The following is a 26,313-nucleotide window of genomic DNA, read 5'->3' on the forward strand; positions in this document are numbered from 1 at the left end:
GTAAAGTAGATGTTAATGAGAATAAAATACAAAACGGTGGACAACTAATGAATAACAGAAATGATCTCATGATCCGCTTTGATAAGGCTTGGAAGCAAGGTGTAAAAAAAGTTGGTGTTGAATTTTTTAACCTAAAAGCATCCTCACTCAATGATGCTCACAAAAGATGGCAGTTAGAACCCAACTATCAATTCATTAAAGAGTCCATAGGCGGTTATAGCCATAGCAAACAAGTATTGCTTGCTATGATGTACTCTTTTTTTGATCCTGAGTGCGGTCAAGAACTACTTGAAAAAGTTGGTACATCAAACTTTGTTGATGCTCGATCCTACCTTGATGAAGAGGGGGTTTACATTATTTCTGAGCTTTGGAATAGCCATTACGGATGGTGAAATTCTCCCGAAATTCAGCATGTCCTTTATTTCTATAAGGTTAATATTCTGGATTTCCATCTATCAGGATTTAATCATTTAGAATTTATCTGTTAATAATTGGGTTAGTATTTGGGTCAGTATTTCTTGAAATATAGAACTGAGTGCTATATAATTACACCATATAATAAAAAGAAATATGGAATGTTATTTTGCGGGTTTTTAAAAACAAATGGTTTACTAAATTTGCAAAGAAAGAGCGTATTTTAGATTCTCAATTATGTAAGTTAATAAAAGAGATTGAAAAAGGATTAATCGATGTTGATTATGGTGGTGGAGTTATAAAGCAAAGGCTTGGCAGAGCAAACCAAGGAAAGTCGGGTGGGTATCGGTGTATTATTTTATATCGATATAAAGATCTGGCCTTTTTAGTGTATGGATTTCCAAAAAATGAACGTGACAACATAAGCCAGGAAGAAGAGCAAATATTTAAAGATTTATCTTCGCAGATGCTTAATTTTTCTGGTGATGACATTGAGCGATTGCTCCAATCAGGTGCACTTGTGGAGGTACTATATAATGAGCACAAATAAAACATATAAAAGTGAGGTTTTTGAGGCTGTACATGAAACTGTTGTTGATATGTTTGATGCGGGTGTTATTGATAAAAAAACAATGCGACAATTTGATCGCGCATGTTTAACCCCGATACATGAATTTTTACCTGTAGAAATAAAGGCATTGCGTGAACGAGAAAATGTGAGCCAACCCATATTTGCGTATTGTCTTAATGTATCTAAAGATCTTATTAGCCAATGGGAGAGGGGGCTTAAAAAACCAGCAGGTACTTCTTTGAAATTACTTTCTTTAATCGAAAAGAAAGGACTAAACGCTATATTATAAATATATGAGACGAGTCAGTATACCTGTGATTACGATTGTAACCCAATCTTAATCACAAATAGAAATGGAGGCACTTACCCAATTTTTTAGCCGAAGAAGAGTCTTATTGCCCTAATTCAGAATCCAGATAACCTCGGACTGCTTTAAGAATCTCAACCAGGTAGTAATCCATCTTTTGCCATTCACTTTCACTGACACCAAAAAAAACGGAAAAACGAAGCCAGTGGCTGAATAAAGCATTAGTAATGGCTTCGATGCGCATATCCTTTTTAAGGAAATCACAGGTGATGGTGTGAATGGCTGTGTTGACCGCTTCGGTCTGCTCCAGGGCAATTTTCTGCGGCACGTTATCCAATTTTTCAGGGTGGGTCAGATGTTTTTTTAATTGTTGCATGGAATCGTTTAGCGCACGAATTTCCTTGCTTAATTCTGGCTTGGGCAGGGAGTGGGTAGTTGATTTGACCAGTTTAATGACGGGCAGCATGTGGTGGAAAGGGTCAGTCTTGCCCAGTGTTTGTTCACTCACTCCATTTATAGGAGCCTCCAGGATAAACCAGAAATAAAAAAGGCTCATTAAAATGATTTTAACTTCATACCCCTGGGTTATCAGCTCCATGAGTGTTTTTTCAATGCCAGCATGGGCGATGAGAACCTCTTTTTGAAATGCATTGGCAGCGGGCGTTTTTTGGTTGTAGGTCTGTTCGGAAAGGTGGCGAATTTCACTTAAAAGGGATTCCGTTTCTTCATAATGAGCGCTTTGCTGGGCTTCTATTTTTGCATGCTCTGCGGTGGCGTACGATTCCATTAAGCGATAAATATGTTCTTGAAAGAGGCTCACTAAGGGTAGGCCATAATCAAAATATTGTGATTCTTTGAGGGATTTGTTTTGAAGGTGAGTGAAATAGCCCATCACCCAACCAATTTGGATGGCTAATTGATTGAGAACATAATGGTCTGAAAGCCCATCGAGTTCTTCTCTCCATTGTGCGCATTGTTCTGAGCCCATCAGCAGCATGAGTTTTGTCAGTGATTCATCAGAGCAGAAGGGGGTAGGTTGCTTTTTCTTGCTTCTGATTCCTGGCTGATTATTTATTTCGTCAAACATGTCCATGATTTCTCGCCCAAGGCGCATGGTTTGCACCACGATGCTGCCAGGGGTGATGTTGCGCAGTTGATCAAGATGGATTTTCTTTTTTTCCGTACTTTTGACGCTGTGATTGATGGGGTGTTGTGCAAAAGCATCGAGTGAGGCTTTTGCCTGGTGCTGGATGAGCGTAAGGAGAGATGGTACTAAAGCTTCTGCTTTTTTAACGGTGTGTACCGTGGTGATTGTACCGAGGTAGGCGCAAAGATAACCACACAGAATTTGAGGTATCTGCACCAGTTTTTCTTCGATGAGTACCCATTTGAGTTCTTCCAGAAAATGACTACAGCTTTTCATGGTGTCGTATTCAAGATCAGTTAACGAAAAATAAGCGTCTTCGTCAAGCAGTGCGTAATTGACATCGGGGAGCATCGGGGCTTGGTAGGAAATCATAAATTCTTCTTGTTACAAAATAGAAAGGGCTGATCCTGTGCCAAAATCAGCCCTTTGTGTTGGTATATGCAAGTCCAACCTTGCAAAGATGAAGCAATGATAATAGGTTTTTTGAAAAATTCAAGGCAAAAAAAAAGCCCCAGGATATGGGGCTTTGAACAGATTAGTTCTAAGGGCAAGATAACAAAGTATTTTCAGCAATGCTCCAAAGATCCCGATTTATTTTGATATTTTGATCAATTGCTTTAATTTGCCGGCTTCGAGCGCGTCGCCAGCGTCCTTTCTCATCCTGTCTGTAGCCAGGCAATCCTCCTTTGATAAGGTTCTCTTGAACGACATTTAAAACAGAAAATAAATCACGTTTCATGTCTTCACGTCGCCTTGGAGTTAACAGAGTTTTTGCCTCGATGACCAGGTTATCATCCTCACTAAAACGAAGAGCATGCGCCTGTTGAGCAAAATCCAGAAGCCTCTCATTGGTTAATTGAATCTCCTCCATTTGCTCCACAGCATCAAGCATTCTGTGAGACGACTCAACAACTTGATAGGTTCCTTCAATGACGTTTCTAATAACATCACCTTGATGTCTAACGCGCACTTCATTGTAGTTTTTACCGGCAACCATACCATTGGTGCACACCTGACGATACAGTCCTGCCATCAAACGATACGAGGACATGCCATCGTGAGAGTTGACCAATACCAGTTCAGGAAATAAACCGCCATCCTGCTCGTGATAGTTTCTATGTCGAAATCGGACCATGTGTTTTGCAAAGGCCTTCCTTTCTTCATGTCTACTCGCTGATTGTGTTGCCTTGGTTGGATAAAACCCTTCCTGAAGCAATACATTAATGATGTCAGAAGTGGCAATTGGCTGATATCGCTCACTGGTATGTTCAGCAGCTCCTTGAGTAAATAGCGAAGGGGCTGCTTTATAAAGTTGTTCTGTTGTTAAAATATTCATTATGTTCTCCTGATTCAAAGAAAAAGGAGCAAGTCCCTAATGGGAGTCTTGCTCCCATTAGGGTTATTAAATTACTTTAATTAATTAAACTGGATAGGCTATACCCACAAAGACAAGTGAAGCAATTATCAATTGCCTGCCTGTCGGTGCTATTAAGGTACGATTCGACTAAAAGCTCCGACTGTTTCTCTGTTGGCTCTTCATCCTCTAATACAGCTGCGGTAATTTTCTCAATTAAATTCATGATGTTTTCCTTAAAAACAGTCAAAAATCCATCCCTTTCAGGATAGATTCCTGCAAGGGTTATGCTAGAGTATGAAACGTTTTAACCAATCGTTCATGCAATGTTTCTATGCATTCCGCGATGAATACACCTGGGTAGTATTCAAAAGGCTGCCAAAAATCTATTGCATCGTCATCAGTCCCTAATTCATCATTGTTTAACCGATTGATAAGGGTTGAATATTCAATATCATCGGGAAAATAACTGAGGAAAGTAGATGCTGCTGTCAGTTCAAATGGATTCATTTTAAGTGGTTCTCCTTAAGTTTTAAAAAAGGAGTTGTTCCCAAAGGGATAACTCCCTTCGGGATTAATGAAACAATTAAAAAGGAACTTCTTCACATTCCAACATCGAGTGCATTTGAGCTAAATACTCTTCTGGTGTTGGTTTATCAGTTTGCTCGGGTAGCTCTTTGGGTTTTGCGTTATCAAGTAACTGTATGGTTTGCACCACAATATTGATTGATTGGCGTTTAACACCTTCTGTATCAGTCCAGTTATTTGAGCGCAATTTGCCCTCAATATATACTTGACTGCCTTTTTGCAGGCGTTCCACAGCTAAAGTTGCTAATTTTCCAAAAAACACCAGATGATGCCATTCAGTAATGGTTTCCCATTCGCCATTACGGCGATAGGATTCATTCGTGGCAAGCGAGACTGAAGCAACAGGTTGATGTTCCTTTGTTTGGGTACTTCTAGGTGAATGACCCACGTGACCGATTAATTGGACTTTGTTTAATACTGCCATTTTAGTTCTCCTTTAAATGTAATTAATAAAAAATCGCACAATCGGAGAACTCCCGCACAAGGCAGAAGTTTTCCGATTGTGCGGATTAAAACGGGTAAAACAAGTAACAGGGTTAATCCTGCTTCCTAGACCAACTGTATGGAATGGTTCGTTGTGGTATTCCTTGCAATTATTCCATTCAACGTTCGAGCGCCAATTTGAAGTTGTGCTATGTCTTCTGCTGATATTTCATGCTGATAGGCATGAAGTTCAGCTATAGAGCGCAATAAATCAAAAAAGACTAAATCAGTTCGAGTGCATTGATTGGTGTATTCTGCAAAAGATGTTTGTTGCATGGGTTCTCTCCTTAGATTTTGGGAAATACCCTTGCCCCATGAGGAAGTGTGATTTCCCCGATGGGTTACAAACCTTTAAATAGGTTTAGTGATTGAAATGAATTAATGCTGAAAGATAAGCGGCTAATGAAAGACCGACTGTGATGATTGTACCAATCATCCAGCGTCTTGATGCCAACAACTCACTCCTGTTTTCACGCAGTTGTTCATTGTAGGATTTCATTCGCTCATCGAACTCGCGACGCTGTTCAACAAGTTTTTTATCTTGTTCAACAAACACTTGTCTGACGGCTTCACTTAACATGTTATCCACCTCATCAATACTATAAATGTTGTGAATTTCTATTTGAGTCAGTGTGGAAAAAAATCCCTCAGATAACTCTTTAGAAAACCCACTCTCTTTAAGAATCTTAGCATATTTTAAGGTATCTGTCTGAATACGCACGACCATTTCTCCTGTAAAAAGCCAGAGAAATAGTCAGCAAACGCTGAGTTCTTCTCCAGCGTAAGCCTACGTCATTCACCTTTTTTTAAACATGGTTGAATAACCCAAATTGTTAAAGAATACATTCTCAAAATGGGTTTGTCTGATAGGTATCAGACAATGAATTCAAACGGGTTCAAAACAAGATTAATTGCTTTAATGAAATAAAAATAAAGGAGTACACCTCTATTCTTTTAATAGGATTCAATATTTGTGTATTGAATTAATGGTATATCAGGTTCCCGACTAAACGCTCAGCTACAGTGATTGGGGAATTAGGGTAGCAAGTCACAAGACCGAAGAGTTCGGTTTCACCAGGATTACACTGGTTCATCAGTTGTGTTTTCTGTTTCTTATTCTACTAAACTCAGTTAATAAATTCTATAAAAAACGGTGAATTAACCACAATAAATCTTGGTTATCGACATTCTGGAGTGACCTAATTCTCTGGAAATAATTTGTCTGGCACGTATGTCCCAGTCTTTTTCTTTTGGTGACAACTCTTTAAAAAGTTTTCCTCCTGCAATTGGTGGCAAAAGCCCTTGTTTGTTTTCATCAAACCAGCAGGTCAGTTCGTGATAACGACGCTGTGCATAAGCATGTCGAAGCCCATGTAAATTAGAGAGACCTAATTGAGCTGTAATCGTTTTATAATGTCCCACCTGTTCTTTATAGGACTTCTCAGGTGGTATCAACGATTGTCCAGGACTGACCAGCTGGCTGACTCGATTAAGCCATTGTCGTTGTTCTTCAGTCCTTATTTTAATAATCCGGCCTATACCACCTTTGGTCCAGCTGGGCTGGATATTAAAATGGTTTCCTTCATAAGCCTCACTCAAGGTAAATTTAAGTGATTCTTCACGCCTAAATCCAAATAATGCCTGGCCTTCAAGTGACAAGCGTATGTAAGCATCGTGGCACTGTGAAAAATCAATATCAGTAATGGCTTTATTGACTGAGGGGATGTAAGAGCGACTTTCAATTTGATAAGCAATGTTTTCTGATTTGATCAACTCTGGAGTGCCTAGTTGTATTGCCATTTTACGCAGTTTGGCCATGTAATTTTTAATGGTAGCTGGATTTTTCCCCTGGCTTTTCCAATGTTCTATTAAGGCATGGACATGCCGTTCTTTAATTCCTTTGATATGCCCTACTTTAAATCCCAGCTCATGTAAGTCTTTAATGCAACGCACCAGCATGACACGCGTATCTGCACGAGTATTGAAGGATGAGATCCTCATTTGTTTCACCACATGATGAATGGAGTAAGTAGCACTTCTCAATTTTGTTTTACTCATGGATCGTGTTCCAAAGAGGACTGGTTTTATTAATATTTGTTTCAATAATCACTATTTTTTTTGCATCTGATTTGCTGTGGTTTTTACATAAATGATCAAAGCGTGATTTAGCATATAAATATCGATAGCTCACCTGCGTAGGGAGTTTTAAGGCACTTAATGCAAATTTATAAGCAAGGCGTAAATGATGTTCGCCAAATTGTTGATGCAGGCTCTTTTTGTTTTCCGTCAAGGTGACTAACTTAGTAATGATTAGTTGTTGCTCTTCATTAATAATGGGGATCAGGCGATCTTTACGATTAGTGCTGATTTCTCTAGTAATCCAAAGTTCATTTTCATGAATGTGGATGGCTGGTACAAGAAACATGGATTCAAGGAGTGTGAGACCAAATTTGGCTTGTAAAGCAAATAATAGATAAGCAATGGGCTCGTTGATTGCATTTAAAATGGTGTCGCTATGAATTTCTGGCCTCATGTTGTTTCGTGGTTTTACAAGACTCAAGGATTGATTGTCTATACCCTCTATAGTGTGATTAATTTTATTTAAAAAATAGCGCAAACAAACCAGGTAATTCATAATGGTTGCCGTTTTTAACCCTTTATTTTGCCAATAGCTCACTAACTTTTTAATATGTTCTGTTGTGAGTGCATACCAGGTTATGGGAACGATACGCGCTGCAAACAAATCGTCAATGATTCGATTCATCGAAAAAAGGCGAACCTGTCTTGTGTTCAATGATCCCTGGTTGTCCTGTTTCAGATATTGAATCATGGTTTGGGTTAATTTTTGCTTTCTGCTCATTGGCTTTAAGTTCCTATTAATGTCACTACGCTTACCCAGGATTTTGTTTAGTGTTATTCGAGCAGCTCATATAAATGATGCTTGGTAAGGACCACTAGGCTCGATGCGGGGGTAAACCCGTAGTTACTTTTTTAATCGATACTACACTTCGTTTTAAAGTCTTATTCTCCTTATACGATTCTTGGTTTAAAGGTCACAATTTCAGATTACGCCATTTGTTTAATCAAACGCTCAGTAAGAGTGTTCAATGCTTCTTCAGTCACTAAACTATTAATCAATTTCTTAAAGGTTGGTCTCATTTCAGTTGCTTGTTCTACGGTTTTTTGGACATTCATCAAACGTTCAAAGTTTTCCTGACTTAATAAATACTCTTTTTTATCCTGCATCTCATCAACGGTGTTCAACATGTCGCTACCACTTATTTCACGGGTGTTATTACTCATAGAGTTCTCCAGTTAAAATTTTAAAAACAAAAAAAGCAAAGTCATTTAATCCATTGCTTCACAATACAAACCCTCAAAAATTTCAGTGTATTAATTCACAACACAAAAAAATAAATGTAATGGGTCAAAAAGTCACAATTTATAGTCAAAGTTTTTTATTCAAATAATTAATAAGTTATTAATCATTCAAGAGGTTCAACGAGGTGCAGAGCATTGCGTTGATTAGGATAGGTCAACATGTACGACATGTTGTTAGTGACTAATTATTAAAATAATTAGTTTTTTTAGGTCCTGAAGATTCAGGTTAATTTTGGTTCCCGACTAGGCGTCCGCTACAGAAGTTAGGGAATTAGGGTAGCAATTCACAAGACCAGGTTAACTTGGTTTCATCCGGCTTTCACGGATTCATCAGTTGTGATTGAAGTTAGTGTAGCAAAGGCCTGCATATCTCACAATCCAATCAAGGGATTTTTGCTGGATTTTTTACATTTATTTGAGTGCATTTTATGCGCATTTGAGTAATCGCTTTTAAATTGTGACAGAGTTTTCAAGGATAGCCCTTGAAAACTCTGATGTTTGATGCAGCGAATCGCTGCGTCACTGGCAGTAAAAGGCCAGTGACGCAGCGGGCAAAGCCCGGGAAAAACGCCTCATTCCAGAGGCTAAAAAGGTGCAGCAATTTAAAGTGATGCTGCAAGGGTAGTATGTTATTTCTTGCAAAATAACATGCTAATTACCTCAGGCTTTGCCTCCCCTTAAAGGGGATATTGGTCTTGTTGAGGATGATTTCTTGGCCTGAACTGGCCGCAAAATCATCCTGCAAGACACTTAAAAGGAGTCATCTTATTGCCCACATACCCACACTAGAGCTTCACTTAGGTTGAAGTTTGTTACGCTTCGTGTGGGTATGTGGACAAAAGAATCAAATGATTTTTCAGTAGCATAAAATTTGATGTTTGATACATCAGCAAGTTAAAAGAGATGATACAGTTATTTAACACTCTCGTTATTACTTATTGATATTAAGCTCTTCCTCTATGATTTTTTGCATATCCTCTTTCTTCGGTAGCTCTAACATATATTTAGACACGAATAAGTTATTGTCCATACCAGCTAGAGCATATTCTGCTAGGGCATGATTTTTATCTGTACATAATAAAATTCCTACGGGAGGATTGTCCCCTTCCATCATTATATTTTTTTTGTACCAATTCACATAAGTATTAAGTTGCCCTATGTTTTCATGAGTAAACTTCTCAAGCTTTAATTCAACCAATACATGGCATTTAAGAATCCGATTATAAAAAACTAAATCTACAAAGAAATGCTCTCCACCTATAAGAATTCTTTTTTGGCGTGCTTCAAAACAAAATCCATGACCCAGTTCTAAAAGAAATTCCTCTATTTTAGAAATTAATTGTTCCTCTAAATGTGACTCACTCATGACTTCTTTTGGCGTTAATCCTAAAAATTCAAATATATAGGGATCTCTAATATCTAAAGGCTTACTCTGAATCTCTGCCTTTTCTTTTGTTAGCTTAACTAATTCTTTTTTATCAATGGAAAGGCCTAATCTTTCATAGTAAAGGCTATCTATTTGCCTTTTTAACTCACGAACCGACCAGTTTCCCTTAATACATTCTACTTCATAGAAGTTCCTTTTCTGCTCATCTTTTATTTCTACTAGCATCTTAAACATGCTATACGAAATGTTATTCAAAAGCTCACTAGATGAAACTTTGAATTGTGCCGACACCGTAGGCACTTTTTCATCAGATACAAGAAAACCAGGAAGTTTTTCATTGAATTGTGCCGACACTGTAGGCGCAATTTGAGTATAGGTACGATAAAAATTAATGTAATCATAAAGTTGTCTTTTATTGCAATTGCTGACTTGGAGTCTACCAAGACTTAAAGAAAGCTCTTTTAATAATTTATCTCCATAATTAGCGCGATCATCTCCTTTAAGCTCATATTCAGAAATATAATAACCAATTAGCCAATTTCTAATGGTGAGATATGTATTAACTGCTTTCTTAGCTTGGGAAGATAACTGATTATGAGTATCATTTATTATTTTTATGAGATCAGTAAAATTCGTTGGCTGCTTTTGAATCTGGTTTTTATTGCTCATTTATATCCTGTTAAAACCTATAAAAATAATTGATATTATACGCTTAACCAATGATAGTGTCCTTAATGAGTAATATTAGATAAGAAAATAAAGCAAGGGTCATGGGGTTGAAGCCCAACGGAAACGTACGCTAAGCTGAGCTGCTCATAACGTAAAAAAAAGATTAAGTTACCACCAAAATAAAAAACCCTGAATATCAGGGTTCTTAATAAATTAAACTGGGATCGCTTTATAACCGCTCTTGGGCTGGTACCTTAATAAGGTGGAGGAGTGCATAGCATGGCTATCCTGTTCATACACTCATTAACAACATAATGGCACTTCATTGCTCAAAGCGCAAAAATTTTTTGGTTAGCATCCTTTTTATATCAACATAATGTGGTTTTTTTTCAATAAAGAATGCTTATCCATCCTTGGGAAGGATATTAGCGATTTTGTACGATTTTTAGAATTACAAATAACATAAAGATAGAAAATCCTGCAAAAAGACACACGTTTCCAGCTGTTTCAATAAGAGGATACAAACCCTTTAGCAAATCACCTTCCGCAGGTGGTTTCTTTAAATGATATCCTACAAATAGAAATCCTAAAGTGGATAGTATTGCAAGTGCAGGCTCGGTAATCAGCCGGTATATTCCATAGATCAAACCTTCAATATTCATTTAATTTCCTTGTTTCAAATAACGTGATTAACATAATTGGTTTTGTAGGTCTGTTGCAAGCTTATTTAGCTCCCATTAAAAGAAATTAAACGAACAACCAATCAATACTGCCTGTTGTGCTGGGATGTGGTGCAACACTCCAGTCTCAGTTTCAGGGGAGACAGTTAGTTCGGGTTTTTTACCCCAGATGGTTTGATAACCTATAGTGATGGTGGCTTGTTGATTAATTCGATAGCCAAAGCCGGCCTGAATTTCAGGAGAATAGGCCTGCACATCATTGACCTCAACACGGTCTACTTGAAGTTGTCGAAAAGCAACCCCTCCCTTCATCCAGGCAATCAATGGGAAACCACCCATCGGCTCGGTTTTTAAGCCAATGAGTACATCAAGTAAGGGTTTAATCTGAGCAGATATTGGAACACCTCCTAATACATCAATAGACTCTTTGGACAAGGCAAGCCGCTGGGTATTTCCACTTTGAATGCCAGCCTCAATATCTGCTTGCCAATAAGGGTTGGTGAATAAAGTACGCCCTAAACTGAACCGACCCACAGCTGATTGGCCGTCATTATTGGTCATGTCAGGAGTATGTCCCATACCAAAGGCAGCATTGACTGTCCATGGTTTAAAATTAGTTTCATTATAGGCGTAAGTAAGTCCGGTTAAATTCATTAAGGTGAGTAACAGTATTATTTTTTGTTTCATGATAAGTTCCTTAGTATTTCTCATAATTAGAGGTTAAAAACGACTGATAGCACGCACGCGCCCAATAGTGTTTGATTTGCTGCTGGCGGTTATTTCTCCCGTAGAAAAATTTTGCAGCCAGGCATTGCTCACACTAGCTTCGGTGGAGCTCCAATAAAATTCAGGGGCAAAAGACGATAAATTGGAAAGATGCAGATTAGTGTGCAGTAATTGCAGTTCAAACGCCGAGGGAAGATACCAGCCACCGTAACACGTGTTGCCTACAGCAATTGGGGTTTTGCACGGCGTTACCCCATCCTCAAGCACTTGGAAATTAGCGGCCTGTAAGGCTGCAAAAACACCGCTTTGATTATCAATTGTCTGCGCTGCGATGATTACCCGAGTATTACTTTCCCCAGCCCCAATACCATCCCCCTTGGCATTGGTGATTTTGTTTCCCGAAGCTCCATTGCGCCATTGAATTCCTTGACCGTTGACATCAATCTTGCTGGCAATCAAACCGTGCTGCCCGCTTTCATCCACATAAAATACCAGGCCACCGCGGTAGTCTTCGCCAATTTGATGGGATATTCGGGACATTTTAATCACATCACCCTCAATCGTTATGCCATCTCCTGCTGTATAGGTTCCTGGAAGCCCACGCAGTCCTTCTGCACCCATTGGCCCTTGAGATCCTGGTATTCCTCGCAGACCTTGTGGGCCTTGAGGACCTGGTGCGCCCTTCTCACCTGGAATACCTTGTTTCCCTTCGGGGATGTTGGCAATTTGAGTTTGTAATGAATCGGTCTTCACTTGTAATGCGGTTACTTTGGTATCCAATACTTTGATTAGATACAATATCTCCCCAATAGGATCTGCATGAGTGCTAAAGGATGCGGTGAGTAATAAAACACTAATTAATTTTTTCATCATGGTTCTCTTCAATTAAAATGCATGGATGGCGCGAACCAGTGCGGGCGTTGATTTTTCATGGACACTTGGCTCTCCACTACTAAAATCCACAAGCCAGGCTTCGGTGGTAGAACTTTCGGTGGAACTCCAGTAAGAGAGATCAGCCAACTGGCCTAAACCCATCCGTTTTAAATGGGTATGTAATAACACGAGTTCATAAACTGATGGTAAATACCAACCTCCATAGCAGGCTAAAGTCGCAGTTATTGTGGCAGGACAAGGAGTCATTCCATCGGCTGAAACCTGGTAATTAGCAGCAAGGAGTGCTGCAAACTGACCTTCTTGTTGATCAATGGTTTGTTCGGCAACGATGAGGCGGGTATTATTTTCTCCAGCGCCCAATCCTTTCGCGTGGGCATTAACGGTTCTGTCCCCTCCTTCCCCATTACGCCATTCAATGCCCTCTGATCCATTAAGATCAGCAAGAGAAACCATTAATCCATGTTGTTGACTGGCATCGACCCAAAAAACCATGCCGCCTTGAAATACTTCACCAATGTGATGGGTGATAAGTGGCAGTTCATTGACTTGCTTTTGAACTGAACCCACCCCTGTATTGAGCGCTTTAATTTGACCATTAAGTTCAGTGCGCAATGCATCTATTGATGCTTTTACATACTCCGTGGATGCCGGACTACACCATGCATTAATACTTAACCCATAAACCAACACTCCTGTTGCAATCAATTTTTTTGTAGCCATTTTTTACCTTCCTCTTAAACATAAAAGTATTCATTCATCATCCTTAAATGGTTTAGTCCTGTTTATAGTGCGTTGTTCTCTTTGTTCTGCGATAAGTCATCATTAAAGATGACTTGGCAAACCCGTGATTCGTGGTGCTCCTTTATTATCTGAAAAGGTGATTTTACATTTAGGAAATCCCGAGCATCCCCACCAAAACCCTTTTGTCCCTTCACGTCTGTACAGGGTGTTTTGACACTCTGGACAGGAAAATTGACTTACTTCACAGGGCTTTTTATAAGCGGGTGCGAGGTGAACTAATTGCTCTAGCATGCCGGTGAGCGTGTCACTTTGATCATCAAGAAAATCGGTGATCTCGCTCACCCCATTGGCAATACCATCCAATACTTGCTCCCAAAGTGCGGTGGTTGCCGGATTGGTAATGCTGGGTGGTAATTTCTGGATGAGATCGCGCCCTTTTTGTGTGGAGATGAGTTGCTTGCCCTGGCGATTGATGTATTCTCTACTGATCAAGGTTTCTAAAATATTGGCACGGGTGGCTTCCGTGCCGATGCCTGCCGTTTCTTTTAGAATTTTTTTAAGCTGAGGGTTGTCCACGTATTTGGCAATGGACTTCATCGCAGTGATTAAGGTTCCTTCTGTAAATCGTGCGGGTGGATTGGTTTTTCGTTTATCCACTTGGCAACTATTGACTGCTATCGGTTGTCCTTTGATTAATTGGGGAATGTTGCCTAAATGTTTCTGATGAGAGCCTTCTGGTTCTTCTTGATCCTCCTTCTCTTTAATTGCGTTTTTCCAACCTAATACTAAAGCTGTAGCACTTGAACCTTTAAAGAAATGTCCCCTGATATCAAGCACAACACTTCTTTGTAGGTATTCATAATCACCAAGAAATTGCGCCAGATAATATGAGCGAATGATGTGGTAGAGCTGACGCTCAGGCGGTGACATAGAGTAGAGGGTTACCTGAGTGTTTGCTGTTGGGATGATGCCATGGTGGGCCGTGATTTTTTTATCGTTCCATACCCTTGATTGGAACGTCTTCGAACATTGAGACAGTAAGGGTTCAATTTCTTTATCTACCTGTCCCAGCGCTTTTAATACGATGCTTGCTTCTGCAAATTGACTTTCGGGTAGATAACCGCAATCGGTTCGCGGGTAGGTGGTCGCCTTATGCTGCTCATACAAAGATTGAGCTACATCCAGGGTTTGTTTGGCACTAAATCCAAGTTTTGCCGAGGCGATTTGCTGCAAGGCAGATAAGGACAGGCATAAGGGCGGTGCCTCTTTTTTTCGGGTTTCCTTAAATTCGTTAATAGTTCCCTGTTGGCCTTGTATTTGAAGTACCACTGCATCAATCAGCGATTGATTAATGCATCGTCCTTCCTCATCAGTAACCTCTTCAGGCATTTCCCAGGTAGTCCAGAACAATTCTTGACTTATCGAGGCACATTGGACTTTTAAAACAAAATAATCCTTAGATTTAAAGTGTTCAATTTCAATGTCCCTATCCACAACTAATTTCAAAGTAGGCGTTTGTACCCGCCCTACAGATAAAACACCTTGCCCAGGAACACTGAATAAGCAGCTCACCGCCATCGTTAAATTCATGCCAATCAACCAATCGGCGCGGGCTCTGCCAAGTCCTGCTTGATAGAGCGATTCGGTGGAGCTGCCTGGACGAATAGAATTCAGTGCTTTTTTAATGGAAGACTCATCCAGGGCAGACAACCATAACCGCTCAACAGGACCTTTATAATTACAGTAATCCAACACTTCACGGCCAATCACATCGCCTTCGCGGTCAGCATCCGTAGAAATCACCACCGAGGTTGCTTTTTTTAATAACTGTTCAATGGCTTTGAGCTGTTTTTTGGTTTTTTCTTGTGGCTTTAAAACCCAAATCTTTGGAACAATAGGTAAAATTTCCATCCTCCAAGGTTTTATGTGTTCGCAATAGTGATCGGGTGGCATTAGTTCCAGTAAATGACCTATACACCAGGTGACTGCAATGCCCTGCCCTTCAAAACAGGATTGAGTTTTAATCTTAGCCCCAAGAACCGCAGCAATGTCTTTGGCTTGAGAAGGTTTTTCGCAAATATATAATTTCATGCAGCGCCCCTTTCTTCGGAATGGTGGCTACTCAAAGGCTTGCTATCCTGTTCTAGTCTTTTGTTTAAACAAGACAGCAGCGGTTGCCTTAGTTTTTCTTCAATCCTTGGTGCCACATTGGAGGTAAGTGCCTTATAAAGGAGGGAGTAATCCATTTCACCATGGTGTTTTGCATGGAGTTGATAGGGCTCTTTCTGATGAATTGATTCATCGAGAGTAATCGAGGGCAGCTCTTTAACTGAGCTTAATAAAAGGGCACTTAAAAGACGATTCACCTCTTTAAAAGCGCGTCTTAGGTTATTAAAGTAATCATCATCATTGGTAAAGCATCCTGCTGTCCTTAAGGTTTTAAGAAGAGAGATGAAGTGGTCGTACACTTCAAAGAGTTCAACCAGACTACTGGCTAGCGCACTATCAAAGCGTACTTCAGGAAAGTGCACGGGTTGGTAGGTGATTTTTTTTCCAGCCAAATGCTTTTTCTTCTCCAACACCCCTTCGAATGTATCAATGTCATCATAAAATTTTTGGATGGTGGTATTAACGGCTTCATTCATTTGATAAAGGCTTAAGAGCGCATAAACACGCTGCTCCTGGCAGCACTTGATTAAACTCGCTACCTTGTTCATGAGCTTTTGGTAAAAATTCACCCCATTTTTTAGCTCGCGAGTAAACAGACGGTTCACTTCATTATTACTTAAAGTAAGTTTTACAAATGTGGTCATGATGGATTTCCTTCTTTAATGTCAGTGGAATATTCAGTTCGAACAGGTTGGCTTAATCGACAAGGCATCACTTCCTGTTGCTGCCCCGATCTATTGATGAAATAAGTTTTTTCCTCACTAAAGGCTTGTTTTAAGGCGGTTTCCAGAACTTCGGTCACAATTCCTGAGCGACTTTGGTATTTGCCAAGAACTTCAGGCAGTAAAAAAACACGCTGGTCGTCTTGTTCTTGGAGTGGTCGCAGAATTAATTCTTGAGCATCTAACGAAAATTGTTTGTTACCAGATTGCATGCGGTGTTCAAGCCATTTGATAAAGTCTGGTATTATCTTTTGCGTTACATCGGGAGTTTCCAGCTCTTCTTGAATTACCACCAAGGACTCTTGAGCGGGTTCCTCAACGCATGGCACGGAACGACTCACCTCAATTTCAGGACTTGATTCTGGGATTAATGGTTCAGCAGTTCGCGGCTGTTCGAGCTTATTGATGTCACACAAAACGCTTTTAATATCATCAGGTGCCAGTCCATCGTTAAGAGGCAATGGAATTCGAACCTTATATAATTCTCCGCCATTAACCAAAACAAACGCCTGGCCTTTAGGCAACGAGGTAATGTCGTTGACCTCCAGCATGCCAATTGAATTTTTTTGTACTCGGTCTTCATTGGTGGTATTAAAAAACACACCCTCTTCACCATGTGGCGTATCACTAACCATTGACACCTGGGTATGTGATACCACATCAACACTGGGTAGAACTTTGATTAAAAGATTCGCGGTTTCATCATTTTCTACCCGTAAAATAATCAGCGTGTTTAAGTTGCCTTTGGTGACCTCAGCCATCGCCTTTGAGCCTAAAGCCACTTCTAAATCCTGTTTGGTTTGTGCATAAGCCGTAACCTGAAAGCCTGCTCCTCCTGCTTTATTTAATATTTTTACAAAGGAGTCCTGAATGATTTCAGACAGCTCGTCACAGTGAAGGTTCAGGCGGTAATTGGCGTGACTTTCTTTATAAATTTTCCCTGCAGTTGACACTAAATCAGATAAGAAGGCCTTACCCACCGCTTGGGCGATGTTGGGGTTGGTTAAGCTATCCAGTCCAATGTAGATGACCCGTTTGTGCTTAATGGAGGCCATCAATTCAATTTCAGAAGACGCTTCTGAAAAAGAAAAAATCCCCGAAGCATTGCTTTTATTAATTTCGGATAAAACAGGTCCGACACTGGCTGTAATTTTATCGTAATAGGTCTTATCCATAAGGGCTGCATCGTATAAATCAATAAGTACCTGGTCGTGTAACGACTCCACATTGCCTTGGGCAATGGTATTGGAAATGTATTGTTTAAAGTATTTTGCAACGGCTTTAGCCCTGTCCATTGGAGGATACGGATTGCCATATTTATCAACTCGGGCATCATTATCTGCAATGATTGCGGCAACCTCATTTAGATAATTGGGCTCACGCTGCGGCATAATAGTATCGGCATAAGCCATCAGTAATTGATCGAGGCGACTGATGTAAAAAGCGATGGTTTTATAGGTAATGGGTTGGTGCATTTCCTCCAGACAAATCGCTACAATATTGACGTATTTCCAAGCAAAAGCAGCAAATTGCTTGCCCTCACCTTCTGCAGCAATCGCATCAGTAATGCGGGTAGCCACCTCACTGACCTGGTCAAAATTTTTCAAAGGATTATAGCAGGCGGACAGCTCAGGAAATCCTAAATGAACAATACGAAAATCCTCCAATCGATTAGAGGCTTTGCAGGCAGAATACATATCCCTAACCAATTCCAGATCCCCTTTAGGATCAACCACAATCACCGCATCACCATTTCGAATGTCTTGATTGATTAAAATGCTGGCCAGGCGTGTTTTTCCAACTCGGGTAGTACCCACCACGAAGGTATGTCCCACGCGAATACTTTGCGGGATATAAACAGGCTTATCGCTGTCACCAAGCCCATGTAAATAAGGCTTGCCACCAACGTCAGGTGCGGGACGAAATGGATTTAACCGTGAAGGACTTCTAAGCCATGAAGCCAAATGTGTGGCTTCATGTTTTTTACAAAAGGCACTGACGGCTTGATGCACTACGTTTCGTTGTATAAAACGCTCATTTTCAACTTGTTTGATTTGATGAAGGCGTTGGGTATGACGGGGAAACCAACGAAAGCCGCGTCCTACAAAAAGCCAACGTTGCGACAGAGGTACTTGTGTTGTCGACATGGCATAATAAGGCATTGCTATCAAACGTTTTTGATAGCGAATTACGCGATAAGCTTGTAGTGCACGATAACCTCCCAGACCACCTAAGCTTAGGGCTGCATAAAGCCCCATTTTTTGGGTTAATAGCAGTATATGAGGTAAGCAATAAGCTAAAACAGCAAATGATCCCAACGTTAGGGCAGAGTAGATCTCCGTGGGATCTCTTAATAAATTTTCAACAGGGTATCGGTTAGCCATGTTCTTACCTTAATAAATTTAAAACTTCGAAAATGACAAAGGCGCCAATTAAATAAAGTCGCGCATTCAACGCACATCGCCGCTGCTCCTCACCAGGAGGAGAGGCTTGTTTTTGACTCAGTAGGTTGATTAAAAAAGGCCATGCAAAATAAAGGACTGCATAAAAAAGCCCATGGGTCATGAGTAAAGCCCACTTGAAGTGCTGAACTAATTGGCGAAATTGATTCAATGAATCCGTATTTCTTAATAAAAATGGCGTGATGAAGGCGATTAAAATCGCTAGCAAAATCAATTGAATTGCCACTATAATTGAAGGTCGAAGGAATTTTTTTAACATAAGGATGACTCCTGATGAGTGCCATATTGGAGGTTGGAAAAGGCTTGCTGAAACTGACTTGGTTTATGCTTAAAATAACCGCGTTTGTAATTGATGCAGTACTCAATACCCCTAAAAAACCCACCTCTCCGTACAGTATTTATGAGGTTGATGAGCTCTTTGACAAGGGACAAATCTCGGTTGAAGAGTACAATAACGCTTTCAAATCTAAATAACATGTCTATCTCCTCATTAAGCCTGTGGCCATAGTTATGCCTTTTTTAGCAATGGTTCCCGCTGTTTCAGCGGACTCATTTGCGGCATTACTTCCAGCGCTGATTAATCCTGCCAAACCCGCTCCCGCATCCCCGCCAAAATGACTGGACAATTTAAACAGCAATAAGGGTGCTACGTAGTAAAAAAGTACGGCCATATTACGCATTGCAGCCACTAAATCACTGTCGCCCATGGGATCAATAACACTGCGTTCTAAAATGCCCACGTAATGCCAAATGCATTGGACAAAAATGGCCATAACATATAATCCGCAGAGTGCTCCCAAAGCTCGTGGGCTATAACCGCTTAAAGCAAGAACAAGCGGTGTAAAGACAATTAAGAAAAAATAAAAGAATGCATGCATTACCGGCAGGGTTTGCATGGTGGCCTCTCTTTTTAAAGGAGTAGATGTATACGATTTAACGGACTGTCCTATATTCACAAGACCGCGAGAAAGAGAGGTTCCGATGCTGCTGTTGGTTGTATTCATCAGCGATTCAGAACTTTGTTCCTGTAAATCACGGTTATCCTGGATTAAAACTTTGGCGATGTAGTCTTGTGGGGTTAGATCAGAATTCCATGCAGACTGATGCTTTTGTTTGTAATCCAGTACTCGTTTACTCACATCAAGTGAGCCAATGTGTTTGTCGAAATACCCTGCTCGTTCAGATGCTTTCACCAAATCAGCCTGAATTTTGTCCCACCATTGATTGCATGTTGGGTACCCATTAGTAGGTTTATGGTTATTTACCGACGCATCATCCTTAGCCGCCGACTCAAAATTGGGATTGGGGTATTGGGCGTAGGAAAATCCAGGCACCGGTTCTCTTGCTCTTGATTTGCCATAATAAAAAGTACGGAAGGTTTTAGAGCCCATCCAATTGAGATCGTCCTCACCACCATGACGCTTTAATATTTTTTTAATTTGTTCTTTTTCGTTATCAGTTCTAGGCTCATTTAAATAACTGCCGCGTGCTTCTAAAAAGCACTGGCGATGAAACTGCAAGGCCTGCTGACGCAGCTCTTGTGGAATGTAGGTTGAAATCAAATCCCCCTGGATGGACTGAAGGCTATCAGTACACCCCGCCACTTTCATGAGCCCATAGCTGAAACTAGAGAACAGGTTTTGCAATACCGCAAATCCAATAGGCATTTTGACCTGATTGGTTAGTACGTTTGCAAAGGCTTCATCATAAGTAGTTCCTGAATCTTTAATATGCGATTCGCTGACTTCAGTGCCTTTTTTCATCGTGCACATCGGCTTAAATGACAGCCCCTTTTGTTCTAAAGGAACACAGGGGTAGACAAATAACCCGCAAATTAAAAAAGTAATGGCCAACTCATACAAAAAATTATTTAGTGCATGCTCCGCCGCATTATGAGTCGAACCTGCTGGAGCCAGCACGTTTTTTAGATAGCGATACCCCACCATCAAAAAACCAATGTATAAGAGTCCTGTTTGCCATAGGGCATCAAACAACACATCATACTGCTGCCAGCCCAGATAGGTGGTATATAAAGCTAATGGACTAAATACAATCATGGTTCTACTCCTTCTTATCGCTGTTTTGATACACTGCGCCGTTTTTAATGAGATCAGTCTCATGAGTGCTGCCTGGCATTGATTTGGCTAAATCATGAGTGCGCAAATCCATAATGAGGTTTAGGGTTTGGGTCATCATTTTTTTACGAACCTCACTTTCAAAGGCCAGGGAGTGAATTTCTTTATCCAGCTTGCTGAGCGCGGCATTCACCATAGTTTGAGCGGGCTTTAGATTTTGTACCTCTTGAATTTGCATACCGGCTTGTAGGAGGTGGCGTAACATAATCGCCTCATCTAATAGATTTTGAATGGCAATTTCCTCTCCTAATTTGGATACGGTCATGATTTGTTGCTCGCGTGGCATGCGTTGGATTGCGGTAATGATTTCATCGGTAATAACTATATTAGAGGCGCTGATTTTTCGTAGATTCACTTCAGTTAAAGGCCACTTCTTATCAACCAACTTCCATAAAGCGCTACTTACATTAGTAACGCAGGTTGAGCTGCTGGCACTCTTTGGGCAGCTTTGAAGTAATGGGGAGAGACCAATGCCAGCCTTGGCATCATGTGCGCTGTTCTCTTTTTTATGACTGATGTGAATGTCACCTAAAACCAGTACCGCCCAATGAGCGGCCTCTTCGGGAGTACGCCAAATTTGAGCGAAATGATTTTTTTTAATATTGTCCTCTGAAGGAGCTGTCGCATCATCAAGCCCACGTGAAGGGGTGAGTAATACGTTATAACCTGCAATCACTACATCATTAATGACTTTAATAGGGACTTGTTTACTCCCACCCGCATTGCCTTTATCTCGATGCACCCAGGGTAGACCGTATTCTTCCCCCTTATTGGCAATGTCTTTGGCAGCTTTTGAAATATCGACAGACTCGCCCTTTTTGGCACGCCTTGCCGCATCCACCCACCCTTGAGAATCAGATACTGACAGCATGCCGCTAATGGGCGAATTTCCTTCCTCAAGGGCTCGTTTTGTTTCCTGACAATCAGCTACTTTTAAGGCAAATTCATTTTGTGCACCTGCAGAAGCATTTTGTAAGATATTATAAAGTCCTGGCATGGCTTGTTGCAGCTTGTACATAGGAAAGCCCGCAACAGAGCCTTTTAAATTATCGACGACATCCGAAGGCATGCCATTGACGGAATTTTTAAAATCATTAAACGTATTGGTAATAGTGACTACCGGATTAAACAAATTACAGCTCAACCCTCCTCCGTTGATGAACCCACCAATGGTCACGGTCTGGTCCCGATTTACAGGAGGTACGAACACATCCGATGAACTCCCCAATTGATAGTAATATTCAGATTGTTCTGGAAAGAGAGAACTCGCCAAAACCCCAGTACTGAATAAAACTCCTAACGCCACTACAGTTAATTTCATTGGTTTCTTCCTATCGTTTTTGAGGGGTGCCCACATCGGGTGTGCCCCAGAACAATTTGCCAGATTGTGTGACACAACCCTTGTATTTGCGCCACACCACAAAGACATAATTCCCATTGCCTTTGCGCTCATCATCGATACCCTCATCTGTTGGGTCGCCCGGGATGATGTTGCGATTGTTTGGATAAACTTCCTGCCAAATAACCTGTTTTTGGTGGGGATCAAACACCACATTAGCCGACACACAATGAGGCCCACAGGTATTGCTGGTCGAAATTTTTAAGTGCATGCCGCCTTCGTTGGTTACAATGTCTGCAGCATGCATTGCAGCCACGACTGAGGCTCTAAACCGTGAGGGCTGGGTGACGCGCATGAGGCGGGGCAGTTCATGACCCCATATATAGGATGAAGTTCCAATATCGTGATTCATTAAAAGCGAAAGCCTGCTTGCCATATAAGCAATTTCAGCGAGTTCCGTCCGTTCATTCACCGCATCAGCAAGACTTGAGTAATACAATTTCATGAACGTGGTTTCAGGCTTATGGGTTACTCCTTTCATTTGATAAATTGCTGATGGAGAGCCGATGACACTGACCACTCGGGTTCGGTCTTCATTAATGTGTTGCGACGCCAATTGTCCACTGCCATCACCAAAGCCCAAAGGCAGGTTTAGTGCTGTTGTAAATAACGACTTATAGGTGGTTAATGCCGCTTTATTTTCATAAAGAGTATTCGCCTCAATCCAGGGATTTTCACCAGGATTATTGGAAACGGTCACGATTAAATCAGGGACAAACTGAGATACTGCAGGACCTGGGGTTAATTTCGGTGGAAAATTACGTTCTAACCACATGCAACCGCCAATCACCCGTGGATGGCTATTTTCTATTTGCTTTTTTAATACCCTGACTGCGATTTTAGGGGTGCTAATCGGCTTAATCGGTTTGGTGCTTTCAAACCCAAGGGCTGCCAATGAAAAAAGGACCATGTAAACGCACAGTATCCACTTAATCATGATGAGACTCTTTGTAATGACGACTTGCAATCAATGCCTTATCTGCTGCGCGTAGGCCATAAGTTACATAGCGCTTATCGATGACGATGGCAGGTAGTGATGACAGCGCATAAAGTCTTGCCCGCATCTGGCAGCGATAAAAGGCGGTCAGACGGGAATTTTGAACGGTATCAACCCGTTGTACTGCTGTAATCTCGGATGCATTACGGTTTAATTCCAAAGTCATTTCATTTAATGAATCAAGCGCACAGACTTCGGCCTGTAAGCCATTAAGTGCCACAGAGTATGCAGAGGTTGTAAAGACCTCGATGAGCTCTGCGTGAGTATTGAAACTAATCAGGCTAATCATCATAAAAACAATGCTCTTCAAGGCTGTGGCTTCGTTTATTTTCCAAGCGTGTGGCCACCAATTCTGCCGCTTTAAGTACGCCATGTTCTTCCTCCAAAAGATGTCGGGTTGCTTTTTCTGATTTTTCATTCAGGAGTAACGCCAATAAATAGCGTGGTGGAATGACTCGAAATAAACCCTGATAGCGTGAACCTAATAAAACGGCTTCGGCATAGAGACCTTTTTGTGAGTCAATATCTCGAATAAGTGCTTCTTGCTCCGGGGTTAATTGTTTGAACTTTTTTACATCAGCCAGTTCTTTTTCATCAAGTCCTAATAAAATCCAGGTTTCAATCAGGGAGAGAATTTTCATGGCCTTTTCTGAGCTCATGTCCCCCACATTCTGGGTAATGGGAACCAGCCATAGCCCTAATTTCCTGGCTACTTTTGCAGCCAGTAGACACGCCGACACAATCACATCAATTTGAAATTGCAGGTGGGCTTCATCAATAAATAAAAAAGTAGGTCTGTTATCGTTTTGGGTGGCCTCGGCCATAGCCAAGATCCGCGGCAGCAAGGACACCATCACCAAAGCCAATTTCCCTTTATCGTCTTTAATGGCTGAAATATCGATATGAAAAATATCAAAGTCCCCTAAGGGCTCAGTGGGTACGTTAAAAAAGCGCGACTTATTGCTGTTAATTACATAGCTGTTGAGTCGGTCATGCATCTCCAAAATACGGTCTTTTTTACGAGGAACCTCCTCAAGAGCAAGTCGTTTTGCAAAGGCTTCCAATACATGTTCGGTCAGCATCTGCGGCACTTCATTTTTAAATGAAGTCAGGATGGCATCACTTAACACTTCAATCAGCAGGGTTTCATCACTTAAGGAAAACAACTCTTCTTCTTTTTCGTTCGCTTCCGTTATCATGGTACGCAAGGCTAAAAGCAGTTCACTTAAATAGCTGCGTGACTCTTCATCACAATTTAAATCAGAGTCTTGCGCTTTTACCGCCAGATTGGCTTGTAAATCCAGCATCTTTTGGGCAAGTTTTGCGGCTTTTTCTTCCGATAAATTCTCACTGATTTCAGGGATTGCCTTATACGCTTCACAAAAAGGGTTTAAGGGAACCGCTTTGCTCTTTTGATTGCTGAGTAATAATTGTTTGGTGGATTTGCCCATCTTTTTGGCGTGAATGAGCATGCGATCAAAGGAGTTGCCCATTTCGAACAAAACAATACGCGCATTTTTAGTGGCCATTAAGGAGTTAATCATCCAGCCGGTTGCCACCGACTTTCCCGCACCAGAGTTAGCAAAAAGGGCCATATGTGAGTTTTGGCTGATGAAGTCATGATGCAAGATATCGAATAAAACAGGCTCACCTAAGCGATTAAAGAAGGTAAAGCAGGGAAGATGCCTTGCCCCTTGATTGCGTCCATACACTGGGAGTAATGCCGCAAGCTCTGATGCAAACACCAGGCGGTCATAACACAGGTGCTTGCGTGCAAAGGAGGGAACGAAACTAAAAGGCAGACTATTGAGGTAGCTGTTTAATGGATGTAAATCAAAGCTTGAATTAATGAGCGGCATCTTGGCATCAATAAATAACGAGTGCAGTTCTTTTTCAATCTGCAACAACGTTTGGTCATCACAGCCCCGGTAATACACCGCTTGATTCACCCAAAAAAGTCGATTGCCACAAGCCAGCTCATCACGGGCAGACTTAATGTCCTGACGTACTTCAGAGGGCTTAAGGCTTGTGCCAATAACGCCCTTTTCGATGCGCATCAAGTGCGCATCCAATGATTCATCGCTTTCAAAGACCACCGATAAAGTATAAATAGAGCCTTCGGGTAAGCGATCTAATAAAGCGTAACGATGCTTGGGGTTGGCCTGGGGTTTTTCTCGGGAAATCAAACCAATTTCCGGGGCTTCTTTTAAGCCGTCTACATAAAGCACTCGATGCTTGATGCCATCAAACATAAAACCCTTCTCATCGCTTGCCACAGGACTAAAGAAGATGTTTTGAGGAAAGCAAAAGCTTGCAGGTTTATTCTTTTGTGGATAGGGGAAGCGCTTTAATAGCGCTTCACTATCGCCTTGTGTCAGAAGAGGATTGGGGTTAAACCATTTGACCCACCAGCTGTAATACGCCCTACCGGTTAGGCGTTTTAAAGTAAGTCCTGGGGAGATGAGTTTGGCGGCAATTTGGGCGCATACTTCCTCGTGTTCGCTCACAGCCGCATCTCTCGTTGTTTTGAGTCGCTGGTAGCGTCGATAAAACAACACCCGAATGCGCCTGCGTCGCCCACGAAAAGCCGCCCCTGTTTTGGGATCTAAAAACAAGCCTTCGGGGCGCGCCATTTTCTGAAATAAGTCCTGTAGGCGATTGAGGTACTCTTGAGTAAATTGAGTGTTTAATAGCTTAGGTTCAATGGCGTTTTGAATGTGTTTTAGCACAGGATCTAATGAATATTCATCGCAGACGTACATTTGCATCACCCAAGGGTCGTCTTTGTGTAAAGGCACCACATTGGCAAAAGTATCGCGGATTTTATTAAAGACGGCTTCCAGGTGCTGAGGTGAGGTGGCCTCCGCCGGAATGTCGCCTAATTCAAAACCGCTTCCTACGCTTACTCCATCGTTGAGTAAAAAAAGATTTTTTTCATCACAAAAATCTACAAAGGCCAGGCGCTCTGCTAAGGAAGGGCCTTCTTTGGCGTACCCCTTCTCTACAGTTTTTGTTTTTAGCGGGCTAAGACTCCCCTCCCCTAATAACCAATTGATGGCCTGATTCACACGATTCATTCCTTGCCCC

28 protein-coding genes are annotated in these 26,313 nt (G+C 41.2%); 4 read left to right on the plus strand and 24 right to left on the minus strand.

Annotated features, from left to right (window positions below):
• Positions 1-47: 47 nt before the first annotated feature.
• The 3 genes from G543_RS0106385 to G543_RS0106395 all read left to right on the plus strand — a co-directional run bounded on the left by G543_RS0106385 (position 48) and on the right by G543_RS0106395 (position 1,274).
• Positions 48-392 carry a hypothetical protein gene (locus tag G543_RS0106385; protein ID WP_028383800.1) on the plus strand — a complete coding sequence of 115 codons (345 nt, stop codon included), beginning with the start codon at positions 48-50 and terminating at the stop codon, positions 390-392.
• 191 nt (positions 393-583) lie between these two features.
• Positions 584-964 (plus strand): type II toxin-antitoxin system RelE/ParE family toxin, encoded by a 381-nt coding sequence (locus G543_RS0106390; protein WP_028383801.1) that lies wholly within the window; start codon positions 584-586, stop codon positions 962-964.
• Positions 951-1,274, plus strand: coding sequence for a helix-turn-helix domain-containing protein (locus G543_RS0106395; protein WP_015444995.1), 324 nt, complete (start codon positions 951-953; stop codon positions 1,272-1,274). Before G543_RS0106390 ends, G543_RS0106395 begins: the two co-directional genes overlap by 14 nt.
• 103 nt (positions 1,275-1,377) lie before the next feature.
• Here the strand turns inward: G543_RS0106395 and G543_RS0106400 are convergent, their stop codons facing one another.
• From G543_RS0106400 to G543_RS17250, 19 genes are all read right to left on the minus strand, one after another.
• Positions 1,378-2,811 (minus strand): hypothetical protein, encoded by a 1,434-nt coding sequence (locus G543_RS0106400; protein ID WP_028383802.1) that lies wholly within the window; start codon positions 2,809-2,811, stop codon positions 1,378-1,380.
• 169 nt (positions 2,812-2,980) lie between these two features.
• Positions 2,981-3,775 carry a DUF932 domain-containing protein gene (locus tag G543_RS0106405; RefSeq protein WP_006871713.1) on the minus strand — a complete coding sequence of 265 codons (795 nt, stop codon included), beginning with the start codon at positions 3,773-3,775 and terminating at the stop codon, positions 2,981-2,983.
• Positions 3,776-3,851: 76 nt separating this feature from the next.
• Positions 3,852-4,019, minus strand: coding sequence for a hypothetical protein (locus G543_RS18955; RefSeq protein WP_006871714.1), 168 nt, complete (start codon positions 4,017-4,019; stop codon positions 3,852-3,854).
• A 59-nt stretch (positions 4,020-4,078) separates the two neighbouring features.
• The gene (locus tag G543_RS0106415; RefSeq protein ID WP_006871715.1) at positions 4,079-4,303 is read right to left on the minus strand and encodes a hypothetical protein; all 225 of its coding nucleotides are present in this window, start codon (positions 4,301-4,303) and stop codon (positions 4,079-4,081) included.
• Positions 4,304-4,379: 76 nt separating this feature from the next.
• Positions 4,380-4,805: a single-stranded DNA-binding protein gene (locus G543_RS0106420; RefSeq protein WP_028383803.1), complete on the minus strand. Its 426-nt coding sequence runs from the start codon at positions 4,803-4,805 to the stop codon at positions 4,380-4,382.
• A 125-nt stretch (positions 4,806-4,930) separates the two neighbouring features.
• On the minus strand, positions 4,931-5,140 hold the full coding sequence (locus G543_RS0106425) for a hypothetical protein (protein ID WP_028383804.1): 210 nt from the start codon (positions 5,138-5,140) through the stop codon (positions 4,931-4,933).
• A gap of 85 nt (positions 5,141-5,225) precedes the next feature.
• On the minus strand, positions 5,226-5,585 hold the full coding sequence (locus tag G543_RS0106430) for a hypothetical protein (protein ID WP_035921593.1): 360 nt from the start codon (positions 5,583-5,585) through the stop codon (positions 5,226-5,228).
• A gap of 437 nt (positions 5,586-6,022) precedes the next feature.
• A complete protein-coding gene (locus tag G543_RS0106435) occupies positions 6,023-6,922 on the minus strand; it encodes a phage integrase N-terminal domain-containing protein (protein WP_028383806.1) in 900 nt (299 codons plus the stop codon).
• Positions 6,915-7,724, minus strand: coding sequence for a phage integrase N-terminal domain-containing protein (locus tag G543_RS17240; protein ID WP_051190610.1), 810 nt, complete (start codon positions 7,722-7,724; stop codon positions 6,915-6,917). Before G543_RS17240 ends, G543_RS0106435 begins: the two co-directional genes overlap by 8 nt.
• A 206-nt stretch (positions 7,725-7,930) precedes the next feature.
• Positions 7,931-8,167, minus strand: a complete 237-nt coding sequence (locus G543_RS0106445; protein WP_028383807.1) for a hypothetical protein — start codon at positions 8,165-8,167, stop codon at positions 7,931-7,933.
• Between the two features lie 1,009 nt (positions 8,168-9,176).
• The gene (locus G543_RS0106450) at positions 9,177-10,301 is read right to left on the minus strand and encodes a PDDEXK nuclease domain-containing protein (protein WP_028383808.1); all 1,125 of its coding nucleotides are present in this window, start codon (positions 10,299-10,301) and stop codon (positions 9,177-9,179) included.
• Positions 10,302-10,726: 425 nt separating this feature from the next.
• Positions 10,727-10,963 (minus strand): hypothetical protein, encoded by a 237-nt coding sequence (locus G543_RS0106455; RefSeq protein WP_028383809.1) that lies wholly within the window; start codon positions 10,961-10,963, stop codon positions 10,727-10,729.
• A gap of 75 nt (positions 10,964-11,038) precedes the next feature.
• Positions 11,039-11,668, minus strand: coding sequence for a hypothetical protein (locus tag G543_RS0106460; RefSeq protein ID WP_028383810.1), 630 nt, complete (start codon positions 11,666-11,668; stop codon positions 11,039-11,041).
• Between the two features lie 33 nt (positions 11,669-11,701).
• Positions 11,702-12,577, minus strand: a complete 876-nt coding sequence (locus tag G543_RS0106465; RefSeq protein WP_028383811.1) for a DUF1566 domain-containing protein — start codon at positions 12,575-12,577, stop codon at positions 11,702-11,704.
• Positions 12,578-12,592: 15 nt separating this feature from the next.
• Positions 12,593-13,321, minus strand: a complete 729-nt coding sequence (locus G543_RS0106470) for an Lcl C-terminal domain-containing protein (protein ID WP_028383812.1) — start codon at positions 13,319-13,321, stop codon at positions 12,593-12,595.
• 102 nt (positions 13,322-13,423) lie between these two features.
• On the minus strand, positions 13,424-15,433 hold the full coding sequence (locus G543_RS17245; RefSeq protein ID WP_051190611.1) for a DNA topoisomerase III: 2,010 nt from the start codon (positions 15,431-15,433) through the stop codon (positions 13,424-13,426).
• Positions 15,430-16,155 (minus strand): AcaB family transcriptional regulator, encoded by a 726-nt coding sequence (locus G543_RS0106480; RefSeq protein WP_028383813.1) that lies wholly within the window; start codon positions 16,153-16,155, stop codon positions 15,430-15,432. Before G543_RS0106480 ends, G543_RS17245 begins: the two co-directional genes overlap by 4 nt.
• Positions 16,152-18,617, minus strand: a complete 2,466-nt coding sequence (traD, locus tag G543_RS0106485; protein WP_028383814.1) for a type IV conjugative transfer system coupling protein TraD — start codon at positions 18,615-18,617, stop codon at positions 16,152-16,154. Before traD ends, G543_RS0106480 begins: the two co-directional genes overlap by 4 nt.
• Positions 18,618-18,621: 4 nt before the next feature.
• On the minus strand, positions 18,622-18,954 hold the full coding sequence (locus G543_RS17250) for a hypothetical protein (protein WP_035921596.1): 333 nt from the start codon (positions 18,952-18,954) through the stop codon (positions 18,622-18,624).
• Between the two features lie 14 nt (positions 18,955-18,968).
• Between G543_RS17250 and G543_RS17255 the strand changes: the two genes are divergently transcribed.
• Entirely contained in the window at positions 18,969-19,169 is a 201-nt protein-coding gene (locus tag G543_RS17255; protein WP_035921598.1) for a hypothetical protein, read from the plus strand.
• Between the two features lie 5 nt (positions 19,170-19,174).
• Here the strand turns inward: G543_RS17255 and G543_RS0106500 are convergent, their stop codons facing one another.
• From G543_RS0106500 to G543_RS0106520, 5 genes are read right to left on the minus strand one after another with little or no spacing between them, the layout of a single operon-like run.
• Positions 19,175-20,752 carry a conjugal transfer protein TraG N-terminal domain-containing protein gene (locus tag G543_RS0106500; RefSeq protein WP_028383815.1) on the minus strand — a complete coding sequence of 526 codons (1,578 nt, stop codon included), beginning with the start codon at positions 20,750-20,752 and terminating at the stop codon, positions 19,175-19,177.
• Positions 20,753-20,756: 4 nt separating this feature from the next.
• The gene (locus G543_RS0106505) at positions 20,757-22,151 is read right to left on the minus strand and encodes an integrating conjugative element protein (RefSeq protein ID WP_028383816.1); all 1,395 of its coding nucleotides are present in this window, start codon (positions 22,149-22,151) and stop codon (positions 20,757-20,759) included.
• 10 nt (positions 22,152-22,161) lie between these two features.
• Positions 22,162-23,166, minus strand: coding sequence for a TIGR03756 family integrating conjugative element protein (locus G543_RS0106510; RefSeq protein ID WP_115343604.1), 1,005 nt, complete (start codon positions 23,164-23,166; stop codon positions 22,162-22,164).
• Positions 23,159-23,518, minus strand: a complete 360-nt coding sequence (locus G543_RS0106515) for a DUF1525 domain-containing protein (protein WP_028383818.1) — start codon at positions 23,516-23,518, stop codon at positions 23,159-23,161. Before G543_RS0106515 ends, G543_RS0106510 begins: the two co-directional genes overlap by 8 nt.
• Positions 23,508-26,303 (minus strand): conjugative transfer ATPase, encoded by a 2,796-nt coding sequence (locus G543_RS0106520; protein ID WP_028383819.1) that lies wholly within the window; start codon positions 26,301-26,303, stop codon positions 23,508-23,510. The genes G543_RS0106515 and G543_RS0106520 overlap by 11 nt, the downstream gene beginning before the upstream one ends.
• Positions 26,304-26,313: the final 10 nt, after the last annotated feature.

This window comes from Legionella moravica DSM 19234, from assembly GCF_000423305.1.
In the GTDB taxonomy this organism is placed as follows: domain Bacteria; phylum Pseudomonadota; class Gammaproteobacteria; order Legionellales; family Legionellaceae; genus Legionella; species Legionella moravica.

What these genes read in the sequence shown, in the direction of transcription:
- G543_RS0106420 (WP_028383803.1), bottom strand. Translation starts at nt 4,805, where the DNA reads ATGGCAGTATTAAACAAAGTCCAATTAATCGGTCACGTGGGTCATTCA.
- G543_RS0106520 (WP_028383819.1), bottom strand. Translation starts at nt 26,303, where the DNA reads ATGAATCGTGTGAATCAGGCCATCAATTGGTTATTAGGGGAGGGGAGT.
- G543_RS0106450 (WP_028383808.1), bottom strand. Translation starts at nt 10,301, where the DNA reads ATGAGCAATAAAAACCAGATTCAAAAGCAGCCAACGAATTTTACTGAT.
- G543_RS17250 (WP_035921596.1), bottom strand. Translation starts at nt 18,954, where the DNA reads ATGTTAAAAAAATTCCTTCGACCTTCAATTATAGTGGCAATTCAATTG.
- G543_RS17255 (WP_035921598.1), top strand. Translation starts at nt 18,969, where the DNA reads ATGAGTGCCATATTGGAGGTTGGAAAAGGCTTGCTGAAACTGACTTGG.
- traD (WP_028383814.1), bottom strand. Translation starts at nt 18,617, where the DNA reads ATGGCTAACCGATACCCTGTTGAAAATTTATTAAGAGATCCCACGGAG.
- G543_RS0106465 (WP_028383811.1), bottom strand. Translation starts at nt 12,577, where the DNA reads ATGAAAAAATTAATTAGTGTTTTATTACTCACCGCATCCTTTAGCACT.
- G543_RS17240 (WP_051190610.1), bottom strand. Translation starts at nt 7,724, where the DNA reads ATGAGCAGAAAGCAAAAATTAACCCAAACCATGATTCAATATCTGAAA.
- G543_RS0106510 (WP_115343604.1), bottom strand. Translation starts at nt 23,166, where the DNA reads ATGATTAAGTGGATACTGTGCGTTTACATGGTCCTTTTTTCATTGGCA.
- G543_RS0106470 (WP_028383812.1), bottom strand. Translation starts at nt 13,321, where the DNA reads ATGGCTACAAAAAAATTGATTGCAACAGGAGTGTTGGTTTATGGGTTA.
- G543_RS17245 (WP_051190611.1), bottom strand. Translation starts at nt 15,433, where the DNA reads ATGAAATTATATATTTGCGAAAAACCTTCTCAAGCCAAAGACATTGCT.
- G543_RS0106505 (WP_028383816.1), bottom strand. Translation starts at nt 22,151, where the DNA reads ATGAAATTAACTGTAGTGGCGTTAGGAGTTTTATTCAGTACTGGGGTT.
- G543_RS0106400 (WP_028383802.1), bottom strand. Translation starts at nt 2,811, where the DNA reads ATGATTTCCTACCAAGCCCCGATGCTCCCCGATGTCAATTACGCACTG.
- G543_RS0106395 (WP_015444995.1), top strand. Translation starts at nt 951, where the DNA reads ATGAGCACAAATAAAACATATAAAAGTGAGGTTTTTGAGGCTGTACAT.
- G543_RS0106415 (WP_006871715.1), bottom strand. Translation starts at nt 4,303, where the DNA reads ATGAATCCATTTGAACTGACAGCAGCATCTACTTTCCTCAGTTATTTT.
- G543_RS0106435 (WP_028383806.1), bottom strand. Translation starts at nt 6,922, where the DNA reads ATGAGTAAAACAAAATTGAGAAGTGCTACTTACTCCATTCATCATGTG.
- G543_RS0106515 (WP_028383818.1), bottom strand. Translation starts at nt 23,518, where the DNA reads ATGATGATTAGCCTGATTAGTTTCAATACTCACGCAGAGCTCATCGAG.
- G543_RS0106460 (WP_028383810.1), bottom strand. Translation starts at nt 11,668, where the DNA reads ATGAAACAAAAAATAATACTGTTACTCACCTTAATGAATTTAACCGGA.
- G543_RS18955 (WP_006871714.1), bottom strand. Translation starts at nt 4,019, where the DNA reads ATGAATTTAATTGAGAAAATTACCGCAGCTGTATTAGAGGATGAAGAG.
- G543_RS0106385 (WP_028383800.1), top strand. Translation starts at nt 48, where the DNA reads ATGAATAACAGAAATGATCTCATGATCCGCTTTGATAAGGCTTGGAAG.
- G543_RS0106405 (WP_006871713.1), bottom strand. Translation starts at nt 3,775, where the DNA reads ATGAATATTTTAACAACAGAACAACTTTATAAAGCAGCCCCTTCGCTA.
- G543_RS0106480 (WP_028383813.1), bottom strand. Translation starts at nt 16,155, where the DNA reads ATGACCACATTTGTAAAACTTACTTTAAGTAATAATGAAGTGAACCGT.
- G543_RS0106445 (WP_028383807.1), bottom strand. Translation starts at nt 8,167, where the DNA reads ATGAGTAATAACACCCGTGAAATAAGTGGTAGCGACATGTTGAACACC.
- G543_RS0106455 (WP_028383809.1), bottom strand. Translation starts at nt 10,963, where the DNA reads ATGAATATTGAAGGTTTGATCTATGGAATATACCGGCTGATTACCGAG.
- G543_RS0106500 (WP_028383815.1), bottom strand. Translation starts at nt 20,752, where the DNA reads ATGATTGTATTTAGTCCATTAGCTTTATATACCACCTATCTGGGCTGG.
- G543_RS0106425 (WP_028383804.1), bottom strand. Translation starts at nt 5,140, where the DNA reads ATGCAACAAACATCTTTTGCAGAATACACCAATCAATGCACTCGAACT.